Annotated in this window: 18 protein-coding genes; 5 read left to right on the top strand and 13 right to left on the bottom strand. The window is 72.0% G+C overall.

Going from position 1 to position 17709, the window contains the following annotated elements; translation table 11 throughout:
- Window positions 1-34: 34 nt before the first annotated feature.
- From ACT80S_RS03135 to ACT80S_RS03105, 7 genes are read right to left on the bottom strand one after another with little or no spacing between them, the layout of a single operon-like run.
- Window positions 35-796 carry a maleate cis-trans isomerase family protein gene (locus ACT80S_RS03135; RefSeq protein ID WP_377412465.1) on the bottom strand — a complete coding sequence of 254 codons (762 nt, stop codon included), beginning with the start codon at window positions 794-796 and terminating at the stop codon, window positions 35-37.
- Window positions 797-801: 5 nt separating this feature from the next.
- Window positions 802-1749 carry a hydroxymethylglutaryl-CoA lyase gene (locus tag ACT80S_RS03130; protein WP_377412462.1) on the bottom strand — a complete coding sequence of 316 codons (948 nt, stop codon included), beginning with the start codon at window positions 1747-1749 and terminating at the stop codon, window positions 802-804.
- A complete protein-coding gene (locus ACT80S_RS03125) occupies window positions 1746-2981 on the bottom strand; it encodes a CaiB/BaiF CoA transferase family protein (protein ID WP_377412460.1) in 1236 nt (411 codons plus the stop codon). The genes ACT80S_RS03130 and ACT80S_RS03125 overlap by 4 nt, the downstream gene beginning before the upstream one ends.
- A gap of 34 nt (window positions 2982-3015) precedes the next feature.
- Entirely contained in the window at window positions 3016-3954 is a 939-nt protein-coding gene (locus ACT80S_RS03120) for a LysR family transcriptional regulator (RefSeq protein ID WP_377412458.1), read from the bottom strand.
- 50 nt (window positions 3955-4004) lie between these two features.
- Window positions 4005-5207, bottom strand: a complete 1203-nt coding sequence (gene pcaF, locus ACT80S_RS03115) for a 3-oxoadipyl-CoA thiolase (protein ID WP_377412456.1) — start codon at window positions 5205-5207, stop codon at window positions 4005-4007.
- 32 nt (window positions 5208-5239) lie between these two features.
- Window positions 5240-5890: a 3-oxoacid CoA-transferase subunit B gene (locus tag ACT80S_RS03110; protein WP_377412454.1), complete on the bottom strand. Its 651-nt coding sequence runs from the start codon at window positions 5888-5890 to the stop codon at window positions 5240-5242.
- 12 nt (window positions 5891-5902) lie between these two features.
- A complete protein-coding gene (locus ACT80S_RS03105; RefSeq protein ID WP_377412452.1) occupies window positions 5903-6601 on the bottom strand; it encodes a 3-oxoacid CoA-transferase subunit A in 699 nt (232 codons plus the stop codon).
- Window positions 6602-6694: 93 nt separating this feature from the next.
- On the opposite strand from ACT80S_RS03105, the gene ACT80S_RS03100 reads away from it, so the two are divergent.
- Window positions 6695-7495 (top strand): IclR family transcriptional regulator domain-containing protein, encoded by an 801-nt coding sequence (locus tag ACT80S_RS03100; RefSeq protein ID WP_377412450.1) that lies wholly within the window; start codon window positions 6695-6697, stop codon window positions 7493-7495.
- A 33-nt stretch (window positions 7496-7528) separates the two neighbouring features.
- Here the strand turns inward: ACT80S_RS03100 and ACT80S_RS03095 are convergent, their stop codons facing one another.
- The 5 genes from ACT80S_RS03095 to ACT80S_RS03075 form a co-directional block, all read right to left on the bottom strand.
- On the bottom strand, window positions 7529-8449 hold the full coding sequence (locus ACT80S_RS03095; protein WP_377412448.1) for an SMP-30/gluconolactonase/LRE family protein: 921 nt from the start codon (window positions 8447-8449) through the stop codon (window positions 7529-7531).
- A gap of 13 nt (window positions 8450-8462) precedes the next feature.
- Window positions 8463-9428 carry a Bug family tripartite tricarboxylate transporter substrate binding protein gene (locus ACT80S_RS03090; protein WP_377412446.1) on the bottom strand — a complete coding sequence of 322 codons (966 nt, stop codon included), beginning with the start codon at window positions 9426-9428 and terminating at the stop codon, window positions 8463-8465.
- A gap of 73 nt (window positions 9429-9501) precedes the next feature.
- Window positions 9502-10479, bottom strand: coding sequence for a Bug family tripartite tricarboxylate transporter substrate binding protein (locus ACT80S_RS03085; protein WP_377412444.1), 978 nt, complete (start codon window positions 10477-10479; stop codon window positions 9502-9504).
- Between the two features lie 15 nt (window positions 10480-10494).
- Complete coding sequence (locus ACT80S_RS03080; protein WP_377412442.1) at window positions 10495-11730, bottom strand: CaiB/BaiF CoA transferase family protein; 1236 nt, start codon at window positions 11728-11730, stop codon at window positions 10495-10497.
- The gene (locus tag ACT80S_RS03075; RefSeq protein ID WP_377412439.1) at window positions 11727-12713 is read right to left on the bottom strand and encodes a hydroxymethylglutaryl-CoA lyase; all 987 of its coding nucleotides are present in this window, start codon (window positions 12711-12713) and stop codon (window positions 11727-11729) included. The genes ACT80S_RS03080 and ACT80S_RS03075 overlap by 4 nt, the downstream gene beginning before the upstream one ends.
- Before the next feature lie 105 nt (window positions 12714-12818).
- Between ACT80S_RS03075 and ACT80S_RS03070 the strand changes: the two genes are divergently transcribed.
- Window positions 12819-13550: an IclR family transcriptional regulator gene (locus ACT80S_RS03070; protein WP_377412436.1), complete on the top strand. Its 732-nt coding sequence runs from the start codon at window positions 12819-12821 to the stop codon at window positions 13548-13550.
- Between the two features lie 37 nt (window positions 13551-13587).
- On the opposite strand, the gene ACT80S_RS03065 is transcribed toward ACT80S_RS03070, so the two are convergent.
- The gene (locus ACT80S_RS03065) at window positions 13588-14262 is read right to left on the bottom strand and encodes a GntR family transcriptional regulator (RefSeq protein WP_377412433.1); all 675 of its coding nucleotides are present in this window, start codon (window positions 14260-14262) and stop codon (window positions 13588-13590) included.
- A 148-nt stretch (window positions 14263-14410) separates the two neighbouring features.
- On the opposite strand from ACT80S_RS03065, the gene ACT80S_RS03060 reads away from it, so the two are divergent.
- The 3 genes from ACT80S_RS03060 to ACT80S_RS03050 are packed head-to-tail and all read left to right on the top strand — an operon-like array spanning window position 14411 to window position 17660.
- Complete coding sequence (locus ACT80S_RS03060) at window positions 14411-15451, top strand: hydroxyacid dehydrogenase (protein WP_377412430.1); 1041 nt, start codon at window positions 14411-14413, stop codon at window positions 15449-15451.
- A gap of 40 nt (window positions 15452-15491) precedes the next feature.
- Complete coding sequence (locus ACT80S_RS03055; RefSeq protein ID WP_377412427.1) at window positions 15492-16478, top strand: tripartite tricarboxylate transporter substrate binding protein; 987 nt, start codon at window positions 15492-15494, stop codon at window positions 16476-16478.
- A 3-nt stretch (window positions 16479-16481) separates the two neighbouring features.
- Window positions 16482-17660 (top strand): alpha-hydroxy acid oxidase, encoded by a 1179-nt coding sequence (locus tag ACT80S_RS03050; protein ID WP_377412424.1) that lies wholly within the window; start codon window positions 16482-16484, stop codon window positions 17658-17660.
- Window positions 17661-17709 lie beyond the last annotated feature (49 nt).

The following is a 17709-nucleotide window of genomic DNA, read 5'->3' as shown; positions in this document are numbered from 1 at the left end:
AATCCGGGTGATCGGGGTGATCGGGCGGGAAGGGTCAGTAGCGGCCCGAGAGCAGGGCGCCGGCATCGGGTACGCGGCGCTCCAGGCCCAGGTGCCTGAGCAGCGACCAGGTGGTGCACACCGCGCTGGACACGACCGGCAGGCCGCTGGCCTGCTCGATCATGGGGACCGAGGCCAGCGAGGGCATCTGCACGCAGGCCGAGGCGACGATGGCGTCCACCCCGGTCAGGTCCAGCTGCTTCCAGAGTTCGGCCGGGGCGCGCGGGTCGCGGGCGCCGACGGCGAGGTTGTCGTGGATCTCGAGCGAGACGCTGTCGGCGACTTCGATGCCTTCGTTCTGGATGTAGTCGATGACGAGCTTCGTCAGCGGCTTCATGTAGGGGGCGATGATGGCCACGCGCTTGGCGCCGATCGCCTGCAGGCCTTCCACCAGCGCGCCGGCGCTGGTGGTGACCGGGGCGGCGCCGCCGTTCTTCGCGGCCACGCCGGCCAGGCGGGCCTGGGACTCGCGGTGGTAGCCCAGGCCCATGCTCATGATGGCCACCAGGCAGGCATAGCCCATGACATCCATGCGGGCGTCGGACAGCTCCAGGGCGCAGCGGTCGGAGTCGCGGTCCATGGCGGCAAGCTGCTCCTTCGTGACCTCCATCATGCGCATGCGGCTGGAGTGGAAGGTGAAGCGCTCCGGCAGCATCTGCTCGCGGGCGCGCAGCATGGCCGGGATCTCGGTCTCCATCGTGGTGTTGGAGCTGGGGACGATGAGTCCCACGCGGTAGGAACGGGTCTGGGCGGTCATTCGGTTCAGGCGGTCTGGAGTTGCTGGCGCAGTTCGGTCACGGCGGCGGGGGTCGGGTGCAGGTCGCAGCTGCGGCCGGCCTTGGCGACCTGGCCGGGCACCTCGCGGCCGACGAGGGCGGGGAGGGAGCGCGCGGCTTCGAGCAGGCGCGGCAGGTCCATGCCGGTGTCGTAGCCCATGGCGTCCAGCATGTGGACGGCATCTTCGCTGCAGATGTTGCCGCTGGCGCCGGGCGCGTAGGGGCAGCCGCCGAGGCCGCCGAGCGAGCCGTCGAAGCGGGTGATGCCCGATTGCACGGCGGCCAGCACGTTGGCCAGGCCCATGCCGCGGGTGTTGTGGAAATGCAGGGTCAGCTGCTGCTGCGGGAAGCGGGCCTGCAGCTGCTCGCACAGCGCCGCCACCTGGGCCGGGTGGGCCATGCCGGTGGTGTCGCAGATGGTGAGGCCGCGCACGCCCAGGTCGGCGAAGCGCTGGGCCCAGGCCAGCACCTCGCTGGCGGGCACGTCGCCCTCCATGGGGCAGCCGAAGCTGGTCGACAGCGAGACGTTGATGGCGGCGCGCCCGTCCACCGTGCGAATGACTTCCGACAGCGCCTCGAAGCTCTTGGCGCGCGGCATGCGCAGGTTGGACAGGTTGTGGGTCTCGGAGACCGACATCACCAGGTTCAGCTCGTCGGCCCTGGACTCCAGGGCGCGCTCGGCGCCGCGCAGGTTGGGCACCAGCACGGTGTACTCGACGCCGGGCACGCGGCGGATGCGGCCCATCACCTCCTCGGCGTCGCGCAGCTGCGGGATCGCCTTGGGCGAGACGAAGGAGGTCACCTCGATCTTGGCGTAGCCGCACTGGGACAGCGCGTCGACCAGAGCGATCTTGTCGTCGGTGGGGATGAACTCGGGCTCGATCTGGAAGCCGTCGCGGGTGACGACCTCGTTGAAGTAGATGCGCTGATTCATGCGGCGTCCTTTCGCACGATGCCGCGGGCCTGCAGGGCGGCGATCTGGTCCTCGGTCAGGCCGATCTCGCGCAGCACGGCGTCGGTGTCCTGGCCCACGGCGGGGGCGTTGCGGCGGTGGCTGCCGGGGGTGCGTGAGAGCTTGGGCACCACGCCGGGCACCAGCAGCTGGTCGCCGTCGTCCAGCGTGATCTGCTGCAGCATGCCGCGGGCCGCGTAGTGCGGGTCGTGGGCGATGTCGGCGATGGTGTAGATGCGGCCGGCCGGCACCGAGGCGGTGTCCAGCGCGGCGAGGACCTCGTCGACGGTGCGCTGGCGGGTCCACTCGCCGATGGCCGCGTCGATCTCGGCGACGCGGGCCACGCGGCCGGCGTTGTCGGCCAGGCCCGGGTCGTTGCCCAGGTCGTCACGGCCGATGGTGGTCATGAGGCGCTTGAAGATGCTGTCGCCGTTGCCCGCGATCAGGGCGTAGCCGCCGTCGGAGCACAGGTAGGCGTTGCTGGGGGCGATGCCGGGCAGGGCGCTGCCGGCCGGGCCGCGCACCGCGCCGAAGGCGCTGTACTCGGGCAGCAGGCTCTCCATGCAGTTGAAGACGGCCTCGTAGAGGGCGACGTCGATCACCTGGCCCTGGCCGGAGCGCTGGCGCTCCTGGAGGGCGACCAGGATGCCGATGACGCCGTGCAGCGCGGCCAGCGTGTCGCCGATGCTCACGCCCACCCGCACCGGCACGCGGCCGGGTTCGGCGGTGAGGTGGCGCAGGCCGCCCATGGCCTCGCCGACCACGCCGAAGCCGGGGCGGTCGCGGTAGGGACCGGTCTGGCCGTAGCCGCTCACGCGCAGGATGATCAGGCGCGGGTTGGCTTCCAGCAGGGATTCGGGCGAGAGGTTCCAGCCCTCGAGCGCGCCGGGGCGGAAGTTCTCGATCAGCACGTCGGCCTCGCGGGCGAGGCGGCGCACGATGTCCTGGCCCTCGGCCTGGCGCAGGTCCACCGCCACCGAGCGCTTGTTGCGGGACTGCACCTGCCACCAGACGGAGGTGCCGTTTTTCAGCAGGCGCCAGTTGCGCAGCGGGTCGCCGGCGCCGGGGGGTTCGATCTTGACGACGTCGGCGCCGAAGTCGGCGAGCGTCTTGGCGGCGAAGGGGCCGGCGATCAGCTGGCCCATCTCGAGGACCTTGAGACCGGCAAGGGCGCCGGCGGTCAGGCCGGGGGCGGCGGGCGTGGCGTATTCCATGGCCGCGCAGTGTGCGCGGGCGACTCACCCGGGTCTATTGCTTTTTGGCCGGGGAAGCCTTCGCGTTCTGCGAAGGCTCGACCAGGAACCGCAGCAGCGAGAGCACCGCCGGGTCCTGGGTGCCGGGGCGCACCGCCGCCAGCAGGTTGCGCGAGGACCAGGGGTCGGACAACGCCCGGCACCGCAGGTTCATGGAGCGCACCAGGGGCATGACCGCGTGTCGGGGCAGCACCGCCACGCCCAGCTCCGAGGCCACCAGGTGGCAGACGGTGTCGAAGCTGCGCACCTGCATGCGCACCCGCAGCGGGCGGCGCGCGGCCAGGGCGGTCTCCTGCTGGCGCTGCAGGAGGGCGGCGCCGTCGCTCAGGGTGATCCAGTCCTCGTCGAGGGCGTCGGCGAAGGCGATGGCGCCGGGGCCGGCGAGGCGGTGGCCGGGCGGGGTCACCAGCACCAGCTCGTCGTGGCGGAAGACGTGGCACTCCAGGCCGCGCGGGTCGATGCCCTCGGCGAAGACGCCGATGTCGGCGCGGCCCTCGACCAGGGAGGTCACCACGCCGTTGGACAGCTGCTCGTCGAGGTCCACCCGCACCTGCCGCTCCTGGCGGGCGTAGCGGGCCAGCAGCGGGGGCAGGAACTCGTTGATGGCGGCGGTGTTGGCGCACAGGCGCACGTGGCGGGCGACGCCCTGGCGCAGGTCGGCCAGTTCGACGGCCATCTGCTCCACGTTCTGCAGCAGGGTCAGCCCGTGCCGGGCGAAGACGCTGCCCGCCTCGGTGGGCCGCACGCCCCGGCCATGGCGCTCGAACAGGGGCTCGCCGACCGCATCCTCCAGCTCGCGGATGCGGCGGCTGGCGGCGGCCAGCGCCAGGTGGGCCTCGCGCGCCGCGGCGCTCAGGCTGCCCAGGCGGGCGCAGTCCACCGCGAGGCGGATCGAGACCAGGTCGAAGCGGGCGAGGTTGTAGGGGGAGGGCATCGGCGGGTCACTGTAGCCGATGCCCCGGGCCCCCGTTCAGGCCTCGTGCGTCAGACCTTCTCGAGGATGACCGCGATGCCCTGGCCCACGCCAATGCACATGGTGCACAGCGCGTAGCGCCCGCCGGTGGTGTGCAGGCGGTTGATGGCGGTGGTCACCAGGCGCGCGCCGGAGGCGCCCAGGGGGTGGCCCAGGGCGATGGCGCCGCCCCAGGCGTTCACGCGCTCGTCGTCGTCCTTCAGCCCCAGCAGGCGCAGCACGGCCAGGCCCTGGGCGGCGAAGGCCTCGTTCAGTTCGATCACGTCCATCTGGTCGAGGCTGAGGCCGGTCTGCGCCAGCACCTTCTGCGTGGCCGGCGCCGGGCCGATGCCCATGATGCGCGGCGCCACGCCGGCGGTGGCCATGCCCACCACGCGGGCGCGCGGCGTGAGGCCCTGCAGCCGGGCCTGGGCCTCGCTGGCCATGATCAGGGCGCAGGCGCCGTCGTTCACGCCGGAGGCGTTGCCGGCGGTCACGGAGCCGTCGGGGCGGACCACGCCCTTGAGCTTGGCCAGCGCCTCGAGGCTGGTCTCGCGAGGGTGTTCGTCCTTGTCGACGACGAGGGCCTCGCCCTTCTTCTGCGGGATGGTGACCGGGCAGATCTCGCGCGCCAGGTGGCCGGCCTTCTGGGCGGCCACGGCCTTGAGCTGGCTGGCCAGGGCCATGCGGTCCTGCGCCTCGCGCTCGATCTTGTAGTCGTCGGCCACGTTCTCGGCGGTCTCGGGCATGGCGTCCACGCCGTACTTTTCCTTCATCAGCTTGTTGACGAAGCGCCAGCCGATGGTGGTGTCGTAGACCGCGTTGTCACGCGAGAAGGCGCTGGTGGCCTTGGGCATGACGAAGGGCGAGCGGCTCATGCTCTCCACGCCGCCGGCGATCATCAGGCCGGCCTCGCCGGACTTGATGGCGCGCGCCGCGGTGCCCACGGCGTCGAGGCCGGAGCCGCACAGGCGGTTGATGGTGGCGCCAGGCACCTCCTGCGGCAGGCCCGCCAGCAGCAGCGCCATGCGGGCGACGTTGCGGTTGTCCTCGCCGGCCTGGTTCACGCAGCCATAGAGCACGTCGTCGACGGCGTTCCAGTCCAGGTTCGGGTTGCGCGCCATCAGCGCCTTCAGCGGGATGGCGGCCAGGTCGTCGGTGCGCACCGAGGACAGGGCGCCGCCGTAGCGGCCGAAGGGGGTGCGGATGGCGTCGCAGATGAAGGCTTGGTTCATGGGGATCTTTCGTGGGGTGTTCAGGCGGCGGCTCAGGCTGCGGGCTTGCGAATCGGCAGGCCGACCAGGCGCTCGAGTTCCTCGTGGGCCAGGCCCTCGACGACGTCGATCAGCTCCAGCCCGGTGGGCGTGCAGGCCAGGGTGGCGAGGTCCGAGTAGATGCGCTTGACGCAGCCGATGCCGGTGAGCGGGTAGGTGCAGCGCGGCACCACCTTGCTCTCGCCGGCCTTCGTGAGCAAGTCCATCATCACCCAGGTCTGCTTGGCGCCGATGGCCAGGTCCATCGCGCCGCCGACGGCGGGGATGGCGCCGGGCTCGCCGGTGCTCCAGTTGGCGAGGTCGCCGGTGGCCGAGACCTGGAAGGCGCCGAGCACGCAGATGTCCAGGTGGCCGCCGCGCATCATCGCGAAGCTGTCCGCATGGTGGAAGAAGGCGCCGCCGGGCAGCAGGGTCACCGGCTGCTTGCCGGCGTTGATCAGGTCGTAGTCCTCCTCGCCCTTGGCGGGCGCGGGGCCCATGCCGAGGATGCCGTTCTCGCTGTGGAGGATCACTTCCAGGCCGGCGGGGATGTGGTTGGCCACCAGCGTGGGCTGGCCGATGCCGAGGTTGACGTAGGCGCCGTCGGGGATGTCGCGGGCCACGCGGCGGGCGAGTTCGTCCTTGGTGCGTCGGGTGTAGCTCATGTCGTTCTCTCCTCAGGCCGCCTTGAAACCGCCGGCCTGGGTGGCCACGCGGGGGATCTTCACGACGGCGGACACATGGATGCCGGGCGTGACGATGGCCTCGGGGTCCAGCGTGCCGAGCTCCACGACCTCATGCACGGTGGCGACGGTGCGGCGCGCCGCGGTGGCCATCACCGGGCCGAAGTTGCGGGCCGCCTTGCGGAAGGTCAGGTTGCCCCAGCGGTCGCCGGCCTCGGCCTTCACCAGGGCGAGGTCGCCGTGGATCGGGTGCTCCAGCACGTAGTGCTTGCCATTGATCTCGCGGGTTTCCTTGCCCTGGGCCAGCTCGGTGCCGTAGCCGGTGGGCGAGAAGAAGGCGCCGATGCCGGCACCCGCGGCGCGCAGGCGCTCGGCGAGGTTGCCCTGGGGCACCAGTTCCAGTTCGAGCTTGCCGCTGCGGTACAGGCCGTCGAAGACATGGCTGTCCACCTGGCGCGGGAAGCTGCAGATGATCTTGCGCACGCGGCCGGCCTTGAGCAGGGCGGCCAGGCCGGTGTCGCCGTTGCCGGCGTTGTTGTTCACGACCGTGAGCTCACGGGCGCCCTGGGCGATGAGCCCGTCGATCAATTCGGAGGGGATGCCGGCGGTGCCGAATCCGCCAATGAGCACGGTGGCCCCGTCGGGGGTGCCGGCCAGGGCTTCTTCCACCGAGGCCGCAATCTTGTTGATCACCGGAGGGACTCCTGTCTGGATGGGGGTGAGGAATGAACTGTGTTCTAATATCGAACAAGTGTTCGCGTAAAGAATTCTAGCCCAGACTTGCCCATGGCCCAAGCCGCCTCACGCCCGCCCGGTGCGCCCGCGCCCGGGGATGCCTATGTCCAGTCCTTCGCGCGGGGGCTGGAGGTCATTCGTTCCTTCAGCGCCCAGGCGCCGGCGCAGACCCTGAGCGAGGTGGCGGCGCGGGCCGGCCTGACGCGGGCCGGGGCGCGGCGCATCCTGCTCACGCTGCTGGCGCTGGGCTACGTGGAGTTCGACGGCAAGCTCTATCGCCTGACTGCGCGCATCCTGGACCTGGGCTATGCCTACCTGACCTCCATGCCGATCTGGGAGCTGGCGCAGCCGGTGATGGAGCGGCTGTCGGAGCAGGTGCGGGAGTCGTGCTCGGCGGCGGTGCTGGAGGGCACGGACATCGTCTACGTGCTGCGGGTGCACGCGCACCAGGTGGTGTCGCTGGCGCTGAGCGTGGGCACGCGGCTGCCGGCGTACTGCACGTCGATGGGTCGGGTGCTGCTGGCGCAGATGCCGGAGGACGAGGCGCGCCGCCTGCTGGAGTCCATGCCGCGGCCGGCGCGCACGCGCCACACCCTCACCGAGGTCGACGCGCTGATGGCGCGGGTGCGCCAGGCGCGCCAGCAGGGGTGGTCGATCGTGGTCGAGGAGCTCGAGGAGGGCCTGATCTCGCTGGCCGCCCCGGTGCGCGACCGCCACGGGCGCGTGATCGCGGCGCTGAACGTCTCGGGCCAGCTGCGGCGCACCAGTGCGGCGGTCGCGAAGGAGACCCTCCTGCCGGCGCTGCTGGAGGCGGCGCAGGAGGTGTCGAGGCTGGTGGGGAGCCGGGCGTAGGCGGCCGCGAGGGCTGCCCGCCGCCGGCGCGCGTCAGGCGTGCGAGTACAGGGTGCACCCGGTGTCCGGCAGCGTCGCCGCCAGCACCACGCCCTGCTCGGAGTCCGTCATCACCACCTCGCAGGTTCCCGGCCGGAAGGCCACGTTGGTGATGGTCTGCCCGGTGGGGCTGCGCACCACGTGCGTGACCTCGCCGCGCGGGTTCAGCACGAAAACGCAGCCCAGGCTGGCATGGGCGACCAGCAGCCGGCCGGCGGCGTCCACCGCCAGGCCGTCGGGGCCGCTGGTGCCGAAGAAGCTGCGGAAGGTGCCTACCTTGGAGATCGAGCCGTCCGGCAGCAGCGGCCCGCGCCACACCGCGTTGCCCCGCGTGACGGCGACGAAGAGGAAGCGGCCCGACGGGTCGAGCGCGATGCCGTTGGGGCTGGGCGCGTTGGACAGCAGCAGGTCCAGGCGGCCGTCGGTGCGCCAGCGCAGGACGCGGCCCGTGGGGTCGTGCATGCCGGTCTGGCCCTGGTCGGTGAACCAGCAGTGGCCCTCGGCGTCGAACACCAGGTCGTTCAGGCCCTTGAAGCCCTCGGAGTTGCGGTGCCCCAGCAGCACCTCGACCCGGCCGCTGTCCGCCTCCACCCGCAGCAGTCCGCGCCGGTAGTCGGTGACCCAGAGCGAGCCGTCACGGTGGACCGCGATGCCGTTGGGCCAGCCGCCGGTCTGCGTGACCTCCTGCCACTCGCCGGCCGGCGTGAGCCGGAAGATCCGGCCGTGCGGGATGTCGGTCAGGTACAGGTTGCCGCTGCGGTCGAAGGCCGGGCCCTCGAGGAAGCAGTCGACCACGTGGCCGGGCTTGTTCGCATCGGCCCACTCGCTGCGCACCGGGCGGCGCAGGGCGTCGGGCAGGCGCGCGAGCACGCGCGCCACGATGACCGCCGGGGGCTGGAAGTCGAGGTTCCACATGGCGGCCGGCTCCTCACTCGGCCCGCACGCCGGCGGTCTTGCTCACGTCGGACCACAGCTTCGTCTCGCGCTGGATGAAGCTGGCGAAGTCGGCGCTGGCAAGGCCGCCCGGGGCCGCGCCCATCGCGTTCAGCCGCTCGCTGACCTTGGGGTCCGCCATGGCCTTCTTCACCTCGGCCTGCAGCCTGTCCACCACGGCCTTGGGCGTGCCCTTGGGGGCCGCCAGGCCGAACCAGTTGGTCACGGTGTAGCCTGGCAGGCCGACCTCCTTGAACGTAGGCACGCCCGGCAGGCCGGGCAGCGGCTTGTCGCCGGTGACGGCGAGGGCGCGCACCTTGCCGCCCTGCACCTGGGGCACCGCGGTCGGCGCGGCGGTGATCAGCAGGTCCACCTGGTTGCCCAGGAGGCCGACCATCGCATCGCCCGCGCCCTTGTACGGGATGTGGGTGATGAACAGCCTGCCCTCCTTCTTCAGGACCTCGGCCGAGAGATGGGTGGAGCTGCCGGTGCCGCCGGAGCCGAAATTCAGCTTGCCGGGGTTGCGGCGCGCGTGCTCGACGAGCTCCTGCGCGGTCTTGAACGGCGAGTTCGCCGGCACCACCAGCACCACCGGCGTGACGGCCAGCGTGGTCACGGGCACCAGGTCGCTGGCATGGTCCCAGGGCAGCTTCGCGAACAGCGAAGGCAGCATGGCGTAGGTCGTGTCGTTGACCAGGAAGGTGGCGCCATCGGGCGCGCTCTTGGCCACCTGTGCGGTGGCGATGGTGCCCGAGGCGCCGGCCTTGTTCTCGACGAAGAAGCTGGTGCCGGTCTGCTGCGTGAGGCGCTCGGCGACGAGGCGGGCCGCGAAGTCGGTGGTGCCGCCGGGCGCGTAGGGCACGACGAGGCGCACGGGCTTGTCGGGCCAGGCCTGGGCGAAGCCGGCCAGGGGGGCGGCGGCGACGGCCAGCGCCGCGAGGAAGGTACGGGTCCGGGTCATGAGGGTCTCCAGTGGATTCAGGTCGAAGGGGCTGATGCGTCTCGTTCGAAGGGAGCGGGCGGGAGGGCGGCGTTCAGTCCAGGGTGATCCCCGCCTTGCTGATCACCGCGCGCCACTTGTCCTCGTCCCGCTTGACCCAGGTGGCGACTTCCTCCGGGCCCGTGGGCACCAGTTCCATGCCGTGGGGCTCGATCCGGGCCTTGAGGTCCGGGTCCTTCAGCACCTGCTGCATCAGGGCGTTGATGCGCGCGACCACGGGGGTCGGCGTCTGGCGCGGGGCGTACATCGCGTACCAGGAGGCGTACTCGAAGCCGGGCAGCGTCGCCGACATCTGCGGCAGCGAGCGCGTCGCCGGCGAGGTGCTGGGCGCCGTCGCGGCCAGCAGGCGCACATAGCCCTTGTCCACCAGCGGCTGCAGCGAGGGCAGGCTGCTGAACATGGCCTGGACCCGGCCGGCCGCCAGGTCGTTGACGGCCCCCGCGCTGCCCTTGTAGGGGACATGCACCACGTCGGCCTGGGCCAGACTCTTGAACAGTTCCGCGGCCAGGTGGGCGGTGCCGCCGACGCCTGCCGACGCGAAGCTCAGCTGGCCCGGGTTGGCCTTCGCGTAGGCCACCAGTTCCTGCACGTTCTTCACCGGCAGCTTGGACGACACCACCAGCACGTGGGCGCTGCTGGTCACCATGCCGACCGGGCGCAGCCGGGCGATGTACTCGGCGCCGCCCTGCTTGCTCAGGAGGGGCTGGAGGACCGCGTTGCCCAGTGCCGGCATCCACAGGGTGTGGCCGTCGGGCTCGGCGCGGGTCACGGCCAGCAGCGACGGGATGCCCAGGGACCCGCCCTGGTTGTCGACCACGAAGGACTGGCCGGTGGCCGCCGCCAGCTTCTGCGCGATTTCCCGGGCCGTCACGTCGGCGGGGCCGCCGGCCGCATAGGGCACGACGATCTTGACCGGTTTCACCGGCCATGCCGGGGCCTGCGCGTGCACGCCGCCCGCCAGGGCCAGCAGCGGGAGGGCGAGCAGGCTGCGCCGCGTCGTCGAAAAATTCATGGGTTGTCTCCAGTCTCAGGGGTTCGATGGGGTGGGGGAGGCCTGCATGCCGATGATCCGGGCCTGGCGCAGGCCGTCGATGGCGGCCTCGTCGTAGCCCAGCTCCCGCAGCAGGGATTCGGTGTGCTCGCCCAGCGCCGGCGGCGGCGCGCGCAGGCCCAGGCGCTCGCCGTCCAGGGCCAGCGGCAGCAGCGGCGTGCGCGTCTCGACGGCGCGCCCCGCGCCGCTGGCGTCGGCCGGCAGGGTCACCGGGGCCAGGCCGCCGGTGGCCAGCAGGTGCGGGTCGTCGAACAGGTCCTGCGGGCGGGTGATCGGCGCATGGGGCAGGCCGACCTTCTCGAAGCGCGCCGCGAGCTCGCTGGCGGCCAGCGGCGCGAAGCGTTCGCGCAGCAGCGGCATCATCCACTCGCGCGCCTGCACCCGGGCGTTGTTGGAGGCCAGGCGCGGGTCGGCCTTCAGGTCGGCGAAGCCGAACTCGTCGCACATCAGGGCCCACTGCGTGTCGCTCACCGCGGACAGGAAGATCTGCTCGCCGTCCTTCACCGTGAACACGTCATACACCGCCCAGGCGCTGATGCGGCTGGGCATCGGCGAGGCCGGCTTGCCGGTCACCGCGAACTGCATCATGTGCTGCGCGACGAGGAAGACGTTGTTCTCGAACAGCGCGCTCTCCACCTCCTGGCCGCGGCCGGTGCGCTCGCGCCGGGCCAGGGCGGCCAGCACGCCGATGGCGCCGAACATGCCGCCCATGATGTCGTTCACGCTGGTGCCGGCGCGCAGCGGGCGGCCCTCGGGGCCGGTCATGTAGGCCAGGCCGCCCATCATCTGCACCACCTCGTCGAGCGCGGTGCGGTGCTCGTAGGGACCGGGCAGGAAGCCCTTGTGCGAGACGTAGATCAGGCGCGGGTTGAGGCGGGCGAGGGCCTCGGCGCCGAAGCCGAGCTTGTCCATGGTGCCGCCCTTGAAGTTCTCGCTGAAGACGTCGGCCTGGGCCAGCAGGCGCAGCACGATCTCGCGCCCGCGCGGGTCTTTCACGTCGACCGCGAGGCTCTTCTTGTTGCGGTTGAAGGTGCCGAAGAAGCCGGCGCCGGAGCCGAGCAGCTTGCGCGTGCTGTCCCCGGCGACGGGTTCGACCTTGACCACCTCGGCGCCGAGGTCGGCCAGGATCATCCCGCAGGTGGGGCCCATCACCATGTGGGTGAATTCGACGACCCGCAGGCCGGCCAGGGGGAGTTCGCTCGGGGAAGTCATTCGCAGGGTCCGGTGGTGGCGGCGAGCAGCTGCTCGCGGTGGGGGCGGCGGCCGTCGGCGTAGGTGAAGCCCTTGGTCAGGCCGGCCTCGGGGGTCATGCCGTAGACCGGCTCGCCCGGCAGGCCGGCCTGCAGCGCGGCGCGGGCCGGGACCAGCTTCTCCAGGTCCACGCCGGTGCGCACGCCCATCGCCTCGAACATGAAGACCAGGTCCTCGGTGACCACGTTGCCCGAGGCGCCGGGGGCGTAGGGGCAGCCGCCCAGGCCGCCCTGCGAGCTGTCGAAGGTGCGCACGCCGACGTCGTACGCGGCCAGGCAGTTGGCCAGGCCGAGGCCGCGGGTGTTGTGCATGTGGGCCGCGCCGGTGCGCGGGCCGATCTCGGCGCGCACGCGGTTGAACAGGCGGCGCACCTGGGCCGGGTTGGCCATGCCGGTGGTATCGGACAGGCCGATTTCGTCGGCGCCCGCGGCGGCGAGGGCGGCGGCCAGGCGGACCACGTCGTCCTCCGGCACCACCCCCTGCAGGGTGCAGCCGAAGGCGGTGGACACGCCGGCCTCGATGCGCACCCGCGGCGCCAGCGCGTCGCGCAGCCCCACGATCTCGCGGACCGCCTCGACCATCTGCGCGCAGGTCTTGCGCACGTTGGCCAGGGAGTGGGCCTCGCTGGCCGAGACGGGGAGGGTGAGCTTGTGGACGCCGGCCTCCAGGGCCGCCTGCGCCCCGCGCAGGTTGGGGACCAGAGCCATCACGGTGAGGCCCGGCTTGCCCAGGGCATGGCGTACGACCTCGGCGACATCGGCCATCTGCGGCAGCAGCTTCGCGGGCACGAAGGAGCCGACCTCGATCTCGCGCAGGCCGGCGGCATGCAGCGCATCGATCCAGGCGAGCTTGCGCGCGGTGGGCATCGTGGCCTTCACGCTTTGCAGGCCGTCACGCGGGCCGACTTCGCTGATCAGGACCTGGGGTGGGTTCTCGGGGGGCATGGGCCTTCTTTTTTGTTCTGACAGACAGAACGCAATGCTGTAAGATGGACCAATTATCGAAACCCGGCCGCCGGATGTCAAACCGGTTGCGGCCCGCCGCACGCCATGCCCAGGAAATCCTCCGTCCTCTCCGTCGCCGATGAACAGGCCGCGCCCGGCGGGGCGGCGGCGGTCGACCGGGCGATCAGCCTGCTGGCCGCCTTCCGGCCCGGCGACAAGGCGCTGACCGTGACCGAGCTGTCCGACCGCACCCGGCTGTACAAGAGCACGGTGCTGCGGCTGCTGGCCTCGCTGGCGCACGGGGGGCTGCTGCGGCGGACGGCGCAGGGGCACTGGGCGCTGGGGCCGGAGGTCTCGCGCCTGGCATCGATCCACGCCGCCTCGTTCTCGCTGGAGGACGTGGTGGTGCCCGAGATGCGCGCGCTGGTGGCGCGCACCCAGGAGAGCGTGGCCTTCCACGTGCGGCAAGGGGACCAGCGGCTGGTGCTGTTCCGGGTCGATTCGCCGCAGCTGCTGCGGGACCACGTGCGCGCGGGCGACCTGCTGCCGCTGGACCGCGGCGCCGGCGGACGGGTGCTGATGGCCTTCAGCGGCGCGAAGGGGCGCCTCTACGAGCAGGTGCGGCGCGACGGCCATGTGGTGGTCACCGGCGACCGCGTGCCGGGGCTGGCCGGTATCTCCGCGCCGGTCTGGGATGCGGCGGGCGAGCTGGTGGGCGCGCTCACGCTGACCGCCCCGGAGCAGCGCCTGCGCCCGGCGTTCACCGGCGAACTCAAGGCCTCGGCGGCGCGGCTGACCGTGGCCCTGGGCGGGCGGCCCGCCGAGCCGCGGGCCTGACCCGGCCAGGCCCTGGGCGCGGCTCGCCGCGCCGGGCTCATGCGGCCGGCCCTGGCTGCCGCGCCTCGCGAAGCGCCTCGCGCTGGCGGCGGAAGCGGTGCTGGGCCACCCGCAGGTGCAGCTGCATCACCTGGCGCGCCAGGTCGGCATCGCCGGCGCGCACGGCGGCGGCAAGGTCGCGGTGGTGCTGCAGGCTCTGCACCTTGTCCTGCAGGGTGCTGATGAAGTGCGATCGGGTCACGACCGGCATGTCGATCACGCCCGCCAGCATGCCGCGCAGGCGCGGCGAGCCGGCCGCCTCGAGGACGGCGCGGTGGAAGCGCGCGTTGATGTCCTGCAGGCGCTCGGGCAGGGCCCGGCCGCCTTTGGCGATGGCCCGGTCCATCTCGTCGTTCAGCGCGTCGAGCCGGTCGGCCAGCGCCAGGCCGCCGCGCCGCGCCGCGAGGGCGGCGGCATGGCCTTCCAGGAGGCCGCGCAGCTCGTAGGTTTCCTCGATGTCGGACTCGGTCCACTGCGCCACGCGCACGCCGCGGCCGGGTTCGGCGGTGGCCAGGCCGTCGTCCACCAGGCGCTGTAGGGCGGCGCGCACCGGCGTGCGGCTGGTGCCCAGCTCGCGCGCGAGGTGCTCCTCCTTCAGCTGCGCCGCGGGCGCATAGGCGCCGGCCACCACGCGCTGCTTCAGCACTTCGTAGACCTTGTCGGTGGCAGCCATTTTTGTTTCCGTTTTGTATTCTCGAGCCGGGAATCGATGGCGCGGCGCCTGTGAAGGGTTAACCCTTGGGTAGGGCTAGGCTTCAAATTGTTTTTTTATTGTACATTTTGAGCGATCGAATCTTCCCCCCGGAATCCCCAGGCAGCACATGGCCGCAACCCAGATTTCCAAACGCGTCGTCCGCTCGGACCTGTGGATCGATGCCGCCTTCGACGAACGCCTGGCGCGCGAGCCGGGCGTGGCGCTGCGGGTATTCAAGATCCGCGGCGACGACGCCGCCACCCGCGATGCGCTGTCGCAGGCCCACGTCTATCACATCTCCGCCGCCAAGGACGAACTGCCCCAGGCCTGGTTCGCCCGCGCCGGGCTGCTGGCCCAGTGCCCGGACCTGCTGTGCGTGTCCGCCGGCGGCGCGGGCTACGACACGGTGGACGTGGCCGCCTGCACCGCGGCCGGCATCGCGGTGGTGAACCAGTCCGGCGGCAACGCCGTCTCGGTGGCCGAGCACACCCTGGGCCTGATGCTCGGCGTGTCGCGCCGCATGCTGGAGGGCGACCGCCGCATGCGCCGCGAGGTCGGCTACGCCCGCGAGGACGTGATGGGCCATGAGATCAGCGGCAAGACGCTGGGTCTGGTGGGCATCGGCCACATCGGCACCCGGGTCGCCGCGCTGGCCCGCGCCTTCGGCATGCAGGTGGTGGCCGCCGACCCGCTGCTGCCTGCCGCGGAGATCGAGCGCCGCGGTGCTCGCGCGGTGTCATTCGCCGAGCTGCTCGCGCAGTCCGATTTCGTCTCGCTGCACTGCCCGCGCGACGCCACCACGCTGAAGATGATGGATGCGGCCGCCTTCGCCGCCATGAAGCGCGGCGCCATCTTCATCACCACCGCGCGCGGCGGCATCCACGACGAGGCCGCCCTGGTGCAGGCCCTGCAGTCGGGCCACCTGGCCGGCGCCGGCGTGGACGTGTGGGACCAGGAGCCGCCCCCGCTGGACCACCCGCTGCTGGCGATGGACAACGTCTTCGCCACCTTCCACGTGGCCGGCGTGACCCACGAGGCGCGCCGCAACATGGGCGCCATCGCGGCCGACCAGATCGCCGCCGTGCTGGCGGGCGAGCGCCCGCCGCGCCTGGTCAACCCCGAGGTCTGGCCCGCGTTCGTGGAGCGCCGCGCGCGCATCCTCGGCTGAACCGGCCGCCGCACCGCTCAAACCCCCAGGAGACAACCCCATGCAACGCTTCTCCCACCTCGTTCGCCGCGTGCTGCCGGCGCTGGCGCTGTGCGCCGCCGCCGTGGCGCCGGGCCTGGCCCGCGCCGCCTACCCGGAGCAACCGGTCAAGATGATCGTCGCCTACGCCCCCGGCGGCGGCACGGACATCATCGCCCGCCTGATGGCGCAGTACATGCAGAAGCACCTGGGCCCCAATGCCTCGATCGTGGTGGTGAACCGCCCGGGCGCAGGCGGCGGCATCGGCTTCGCGGAGCTGGGCAACGCCGCACCGGACGGCTACACCATCGGCTTCATCAACACGCCCAACGTGCTGACCATCCCGATCGAGCGCAAGTCCAGCTTCCACTGGCAGAACTACGACCTGCTCGGGAACATCGTGGACGACCCGGGCAACTTCTCGGTGCATGCCGACACCCCGATCCGCAACCTGGCCGAACTGGTGGCCTTTGCGAAGGCCAACCCGGGCAAGGTCACCTACGGCACCACCGGCGTCGGCTCCGACGACCACCTCGCCGCGCTGATGGTGGAGCGCGCCGCCGGCGTGAAGATGACCCACGTGCCGTTCAAGGGCGCGGCCGAGGTCCACAACGCGATCGCCGGCAAACAGATCATGGTCGCCGCCATGAACATCGGCGAGGCGCTGCAGTACCAGAAGGGCGGCACCCCGCTGCGCCACCTGGGGCAAATGAGCGAGAAGCGCTCCGGCCTCGCGCCCAACGTGCCGACCTTCAAGGAGCAGGGCCTGGACGTGATCATGGCGTCGCTGCGCGGCATCGCCGCGCCCAAGGGCCTGCCGCCCGCGGTGCGCGAGCAACTCGTGTCGGCGGTGCAGAAGGCCGTGACGGACCCGGAGTTCCAGGCCAAGGCCGCGGGCTACTTCGCGCCGATCCGCTACCTCGCGCCGGCCGCCTACGCCGCCGAACTCAAGGAGGACGAGGCCGGGTTCAAGGCGCTGTGGCAGACCATGCCCTGGACCGACAAGTAAGCGATGCCCCCTTCCGCCGCGCCGGCCCTGCCTCGCCGCCTGGGCCACATCCTGTGCCTCGACGACTTCGAGGCGGCGGCCCGCCGGCACCTGCCGGCTCCCGTGTTCGCGTATGTCTCGGGCGGGGTGGAGCGCAACCAGTCGTTGCGCGCCAACGCCGCGGCCTTCGAGCGCCACGAGTTCGTGACCCGGGTGCTGGTGGACACCTCCCGGCGCTCCACCGAGACCGAGCTGTTCGGCCACACCTGGTCCGCGCCCTTCGGCATCGCGCCCATGGGCATCTGCGCGCTGTCCGCCTACCGGGGCGACCTGGTGCTCACGCAGGCGGCGGCCGCCGAGAACGTGCCCATGGTCATGAGCGGCTCCTCGCTGATCCGGCTGGAGGAGGTGGTGCAGGCCAACCCGCGGGCCTGGTTCCAGGCCTACGTGCCGGGGCGCGAGGACCAGATCGAGGCGCTGGTCGAGCGGGTGAAGGCGGCCGGCTATGGCACCCTGGTGGTGACGCTGGACGTCACCATCGCCGCCAACCGCGAGAACAACATCCGCGCCGGCTTCTCGACGCCGCTGCGACCGAGCCTGTCCCTGGCGTGGCAGGGCGTGACGCATCCGCGCTGGCTGGTCGGCACCTTCCTGCGCACCCTGGTGCGCCATGGCATGCCGCACTTCGAGAACAACCACGCGCAGCGCGGCGCGCCGATCCTCTCGGCCTCGGTGCTGCGGGACTTCTCGGACCGCGGCCACCTGACCTGGGACCACCTGCGCCTGATCCGGCGGCTGTGGCCGGGCCGGCTGGTGGTCAAGGGCGTGCTCGACGTGCGCGACGCGCGCATGGCGGTGGACTGCGGGGCCGACGGCCTCATCGTCTCCAACCATGGCGGTCGCCAGCTCGATGGCACGGTCTCGCCGATGCGGGTGCTGCCCGGCATCGTGCAGGCCTGCCCGCAGGTGCCGGTGATGATCGACAGCGGCTTCCGCCGCGGCACCGACGTGCTCAAGGCCCTGGCCCTGGGGGCCCGGTTCGTATTTGTCGGCCGGCCGTTCAACTACGCCGCCTCGGTGGCGGGCGAGGCCGGCGTGCGCAAGGGCATCAGCCTGCTGCGCGAGGAGGTCTCGCGCGACATGGCGATGCTGGGCGTCTCGCGCACCACGCAGGTCGACCCGGGGCTGCTCCTGCCGGTGTGAGCCGGGCGGGGGGCGGCGGAACTTCGGCGGGGCCGACGCATCTGCCATC

Source organism: Ramlibacter sp. MAHUQ-53 (assembly GCF_052600055.1).
This window is presented reverse-complemented; position numbering and strand designations above follow the sequence as displayed.

Bases quoted from the DNA above. Each gene is read 5' to 3' on its own strand.
- ACT80S_RS03135 (WP_377412465.1), bottom strand. From the start codon at position 796: ATGACCGCCCAGACCCGTTCCTACCGCGTGGGACTCATCGTCCCCAGC.
- ACT80S_RS03130 (WP_377412462.1), bottom strand. From the start codon at position 1,749: ATGAATCAGCGCATCTACTTCAACGAGGTCGTCACCCGCGACGGCTTC.
- ACT80S_RS03125 (WP_377412460.1), bottom strand. From the start codon at position 2,981: ATGGAATACGCCACGCCCGCCGCCCCCGGCCTGACCGCCGGCGCCCTT.
- ACT80S_RS03120 (WP_377412458.1), bottom strand. From the start codon at position 3,954: ATGCCCTCCCCCTACAACCTCGCCCGCTTCGACCTGGTCTCGATCCGC.
- pcaF (WP_377412456.1), bottom strand. From the start codon at position 5,207: ATGAACCAAGCCTTCATCTGCGACGCCATCCGCACCCCCTTCGGCCGC.
- ACT80S_RS03110 (WP_377412454.1), bottom strand. From the start codon at position 5,890: ATGAGCTACACCCGACGCACCAAGGACGAACTCGCCCGCCGCGTGGCC.
- ACT80S_RS03100 (WP_377412450.1), top strand. From the start codon at position 6,695: ATGGCCCAAGCCGCCTCACGCCCGCCCGGTGCGCCCGCGCCCGGGGAT.
- ACT80S_RS03095 (WP_377412448.1), bottom strand. From the start codon at position 8,449: ATGTGGAACCTCGACTTCCAGCCCCCGGCGGTCATCGTGGCGCGCGTG.
- ACT80S_RS03090 (WP_377412446.1), bottom strand. From the start codon at position 9,428: ATGACCCGGACCCGTACCTTCCTCGCGGCGCTGGCCGTCGCCGCCGCC.
- ACT80S_RS03085 (WP_377412444.1), bottom strand. From the start codon at position 10,479: ATGAATTTTTCGACGACGCGGCGCAGCCTGCTCGCCCTCCCGCTGCTG.
- ACT80S_RS03080 (WP_377412442.1), bottom strand. From the start codon at position 11,730: ATGACTTCCCCGAGCGAACTCCCCCTGGCCGGCCTGCGGGTCGTCGAA.
- ACT80S_RS03075 (WP_377412439.1), bottom strand. From the start codon at position 12,713: ATGCCCCCCGAGAACCCACCCCAGGTCCTGATCAGCGAAGTCGGCCCG.
- ACT80S_RS03070 (WP_377412436.1), top strand. From the start codon at position 12,819: ATGCCCAGGAAATCCTCCGTCCTCTCCGTCGCCGATGAACAGGCCGCG.
- ACT80S_RS03065 (WP_377412433.1), bottom strand. From the start codon at position 14,262: ATGGCTGCCACCGACAAGGTCTACGAAGTGCTGAAGCAGCGCGTGGTG.
- ACT80S_RS03060 (WP_377412430.1), top strand. From the start codon at position 14,411: ATGGCCGCAACCCAGATTTCCAAACGCGTCGTCCGCTCGGACCTGTGG.
- ACT80S_RS03055 (WP_377412427.1), top strand. From the start codon at position 15,492: ATGCAACGCTTCTCCCACCTCGTTCGCCGCGTGCTGCCGGCGCTGGCG.
- ACT80S_RS03050 (WP_377412424.1), top strand. From the start codon at position 16,482: ATGCCCCCTTCCGCCGCGCCGGCCCTGCCTCGCCGCCTGGGCCACATC.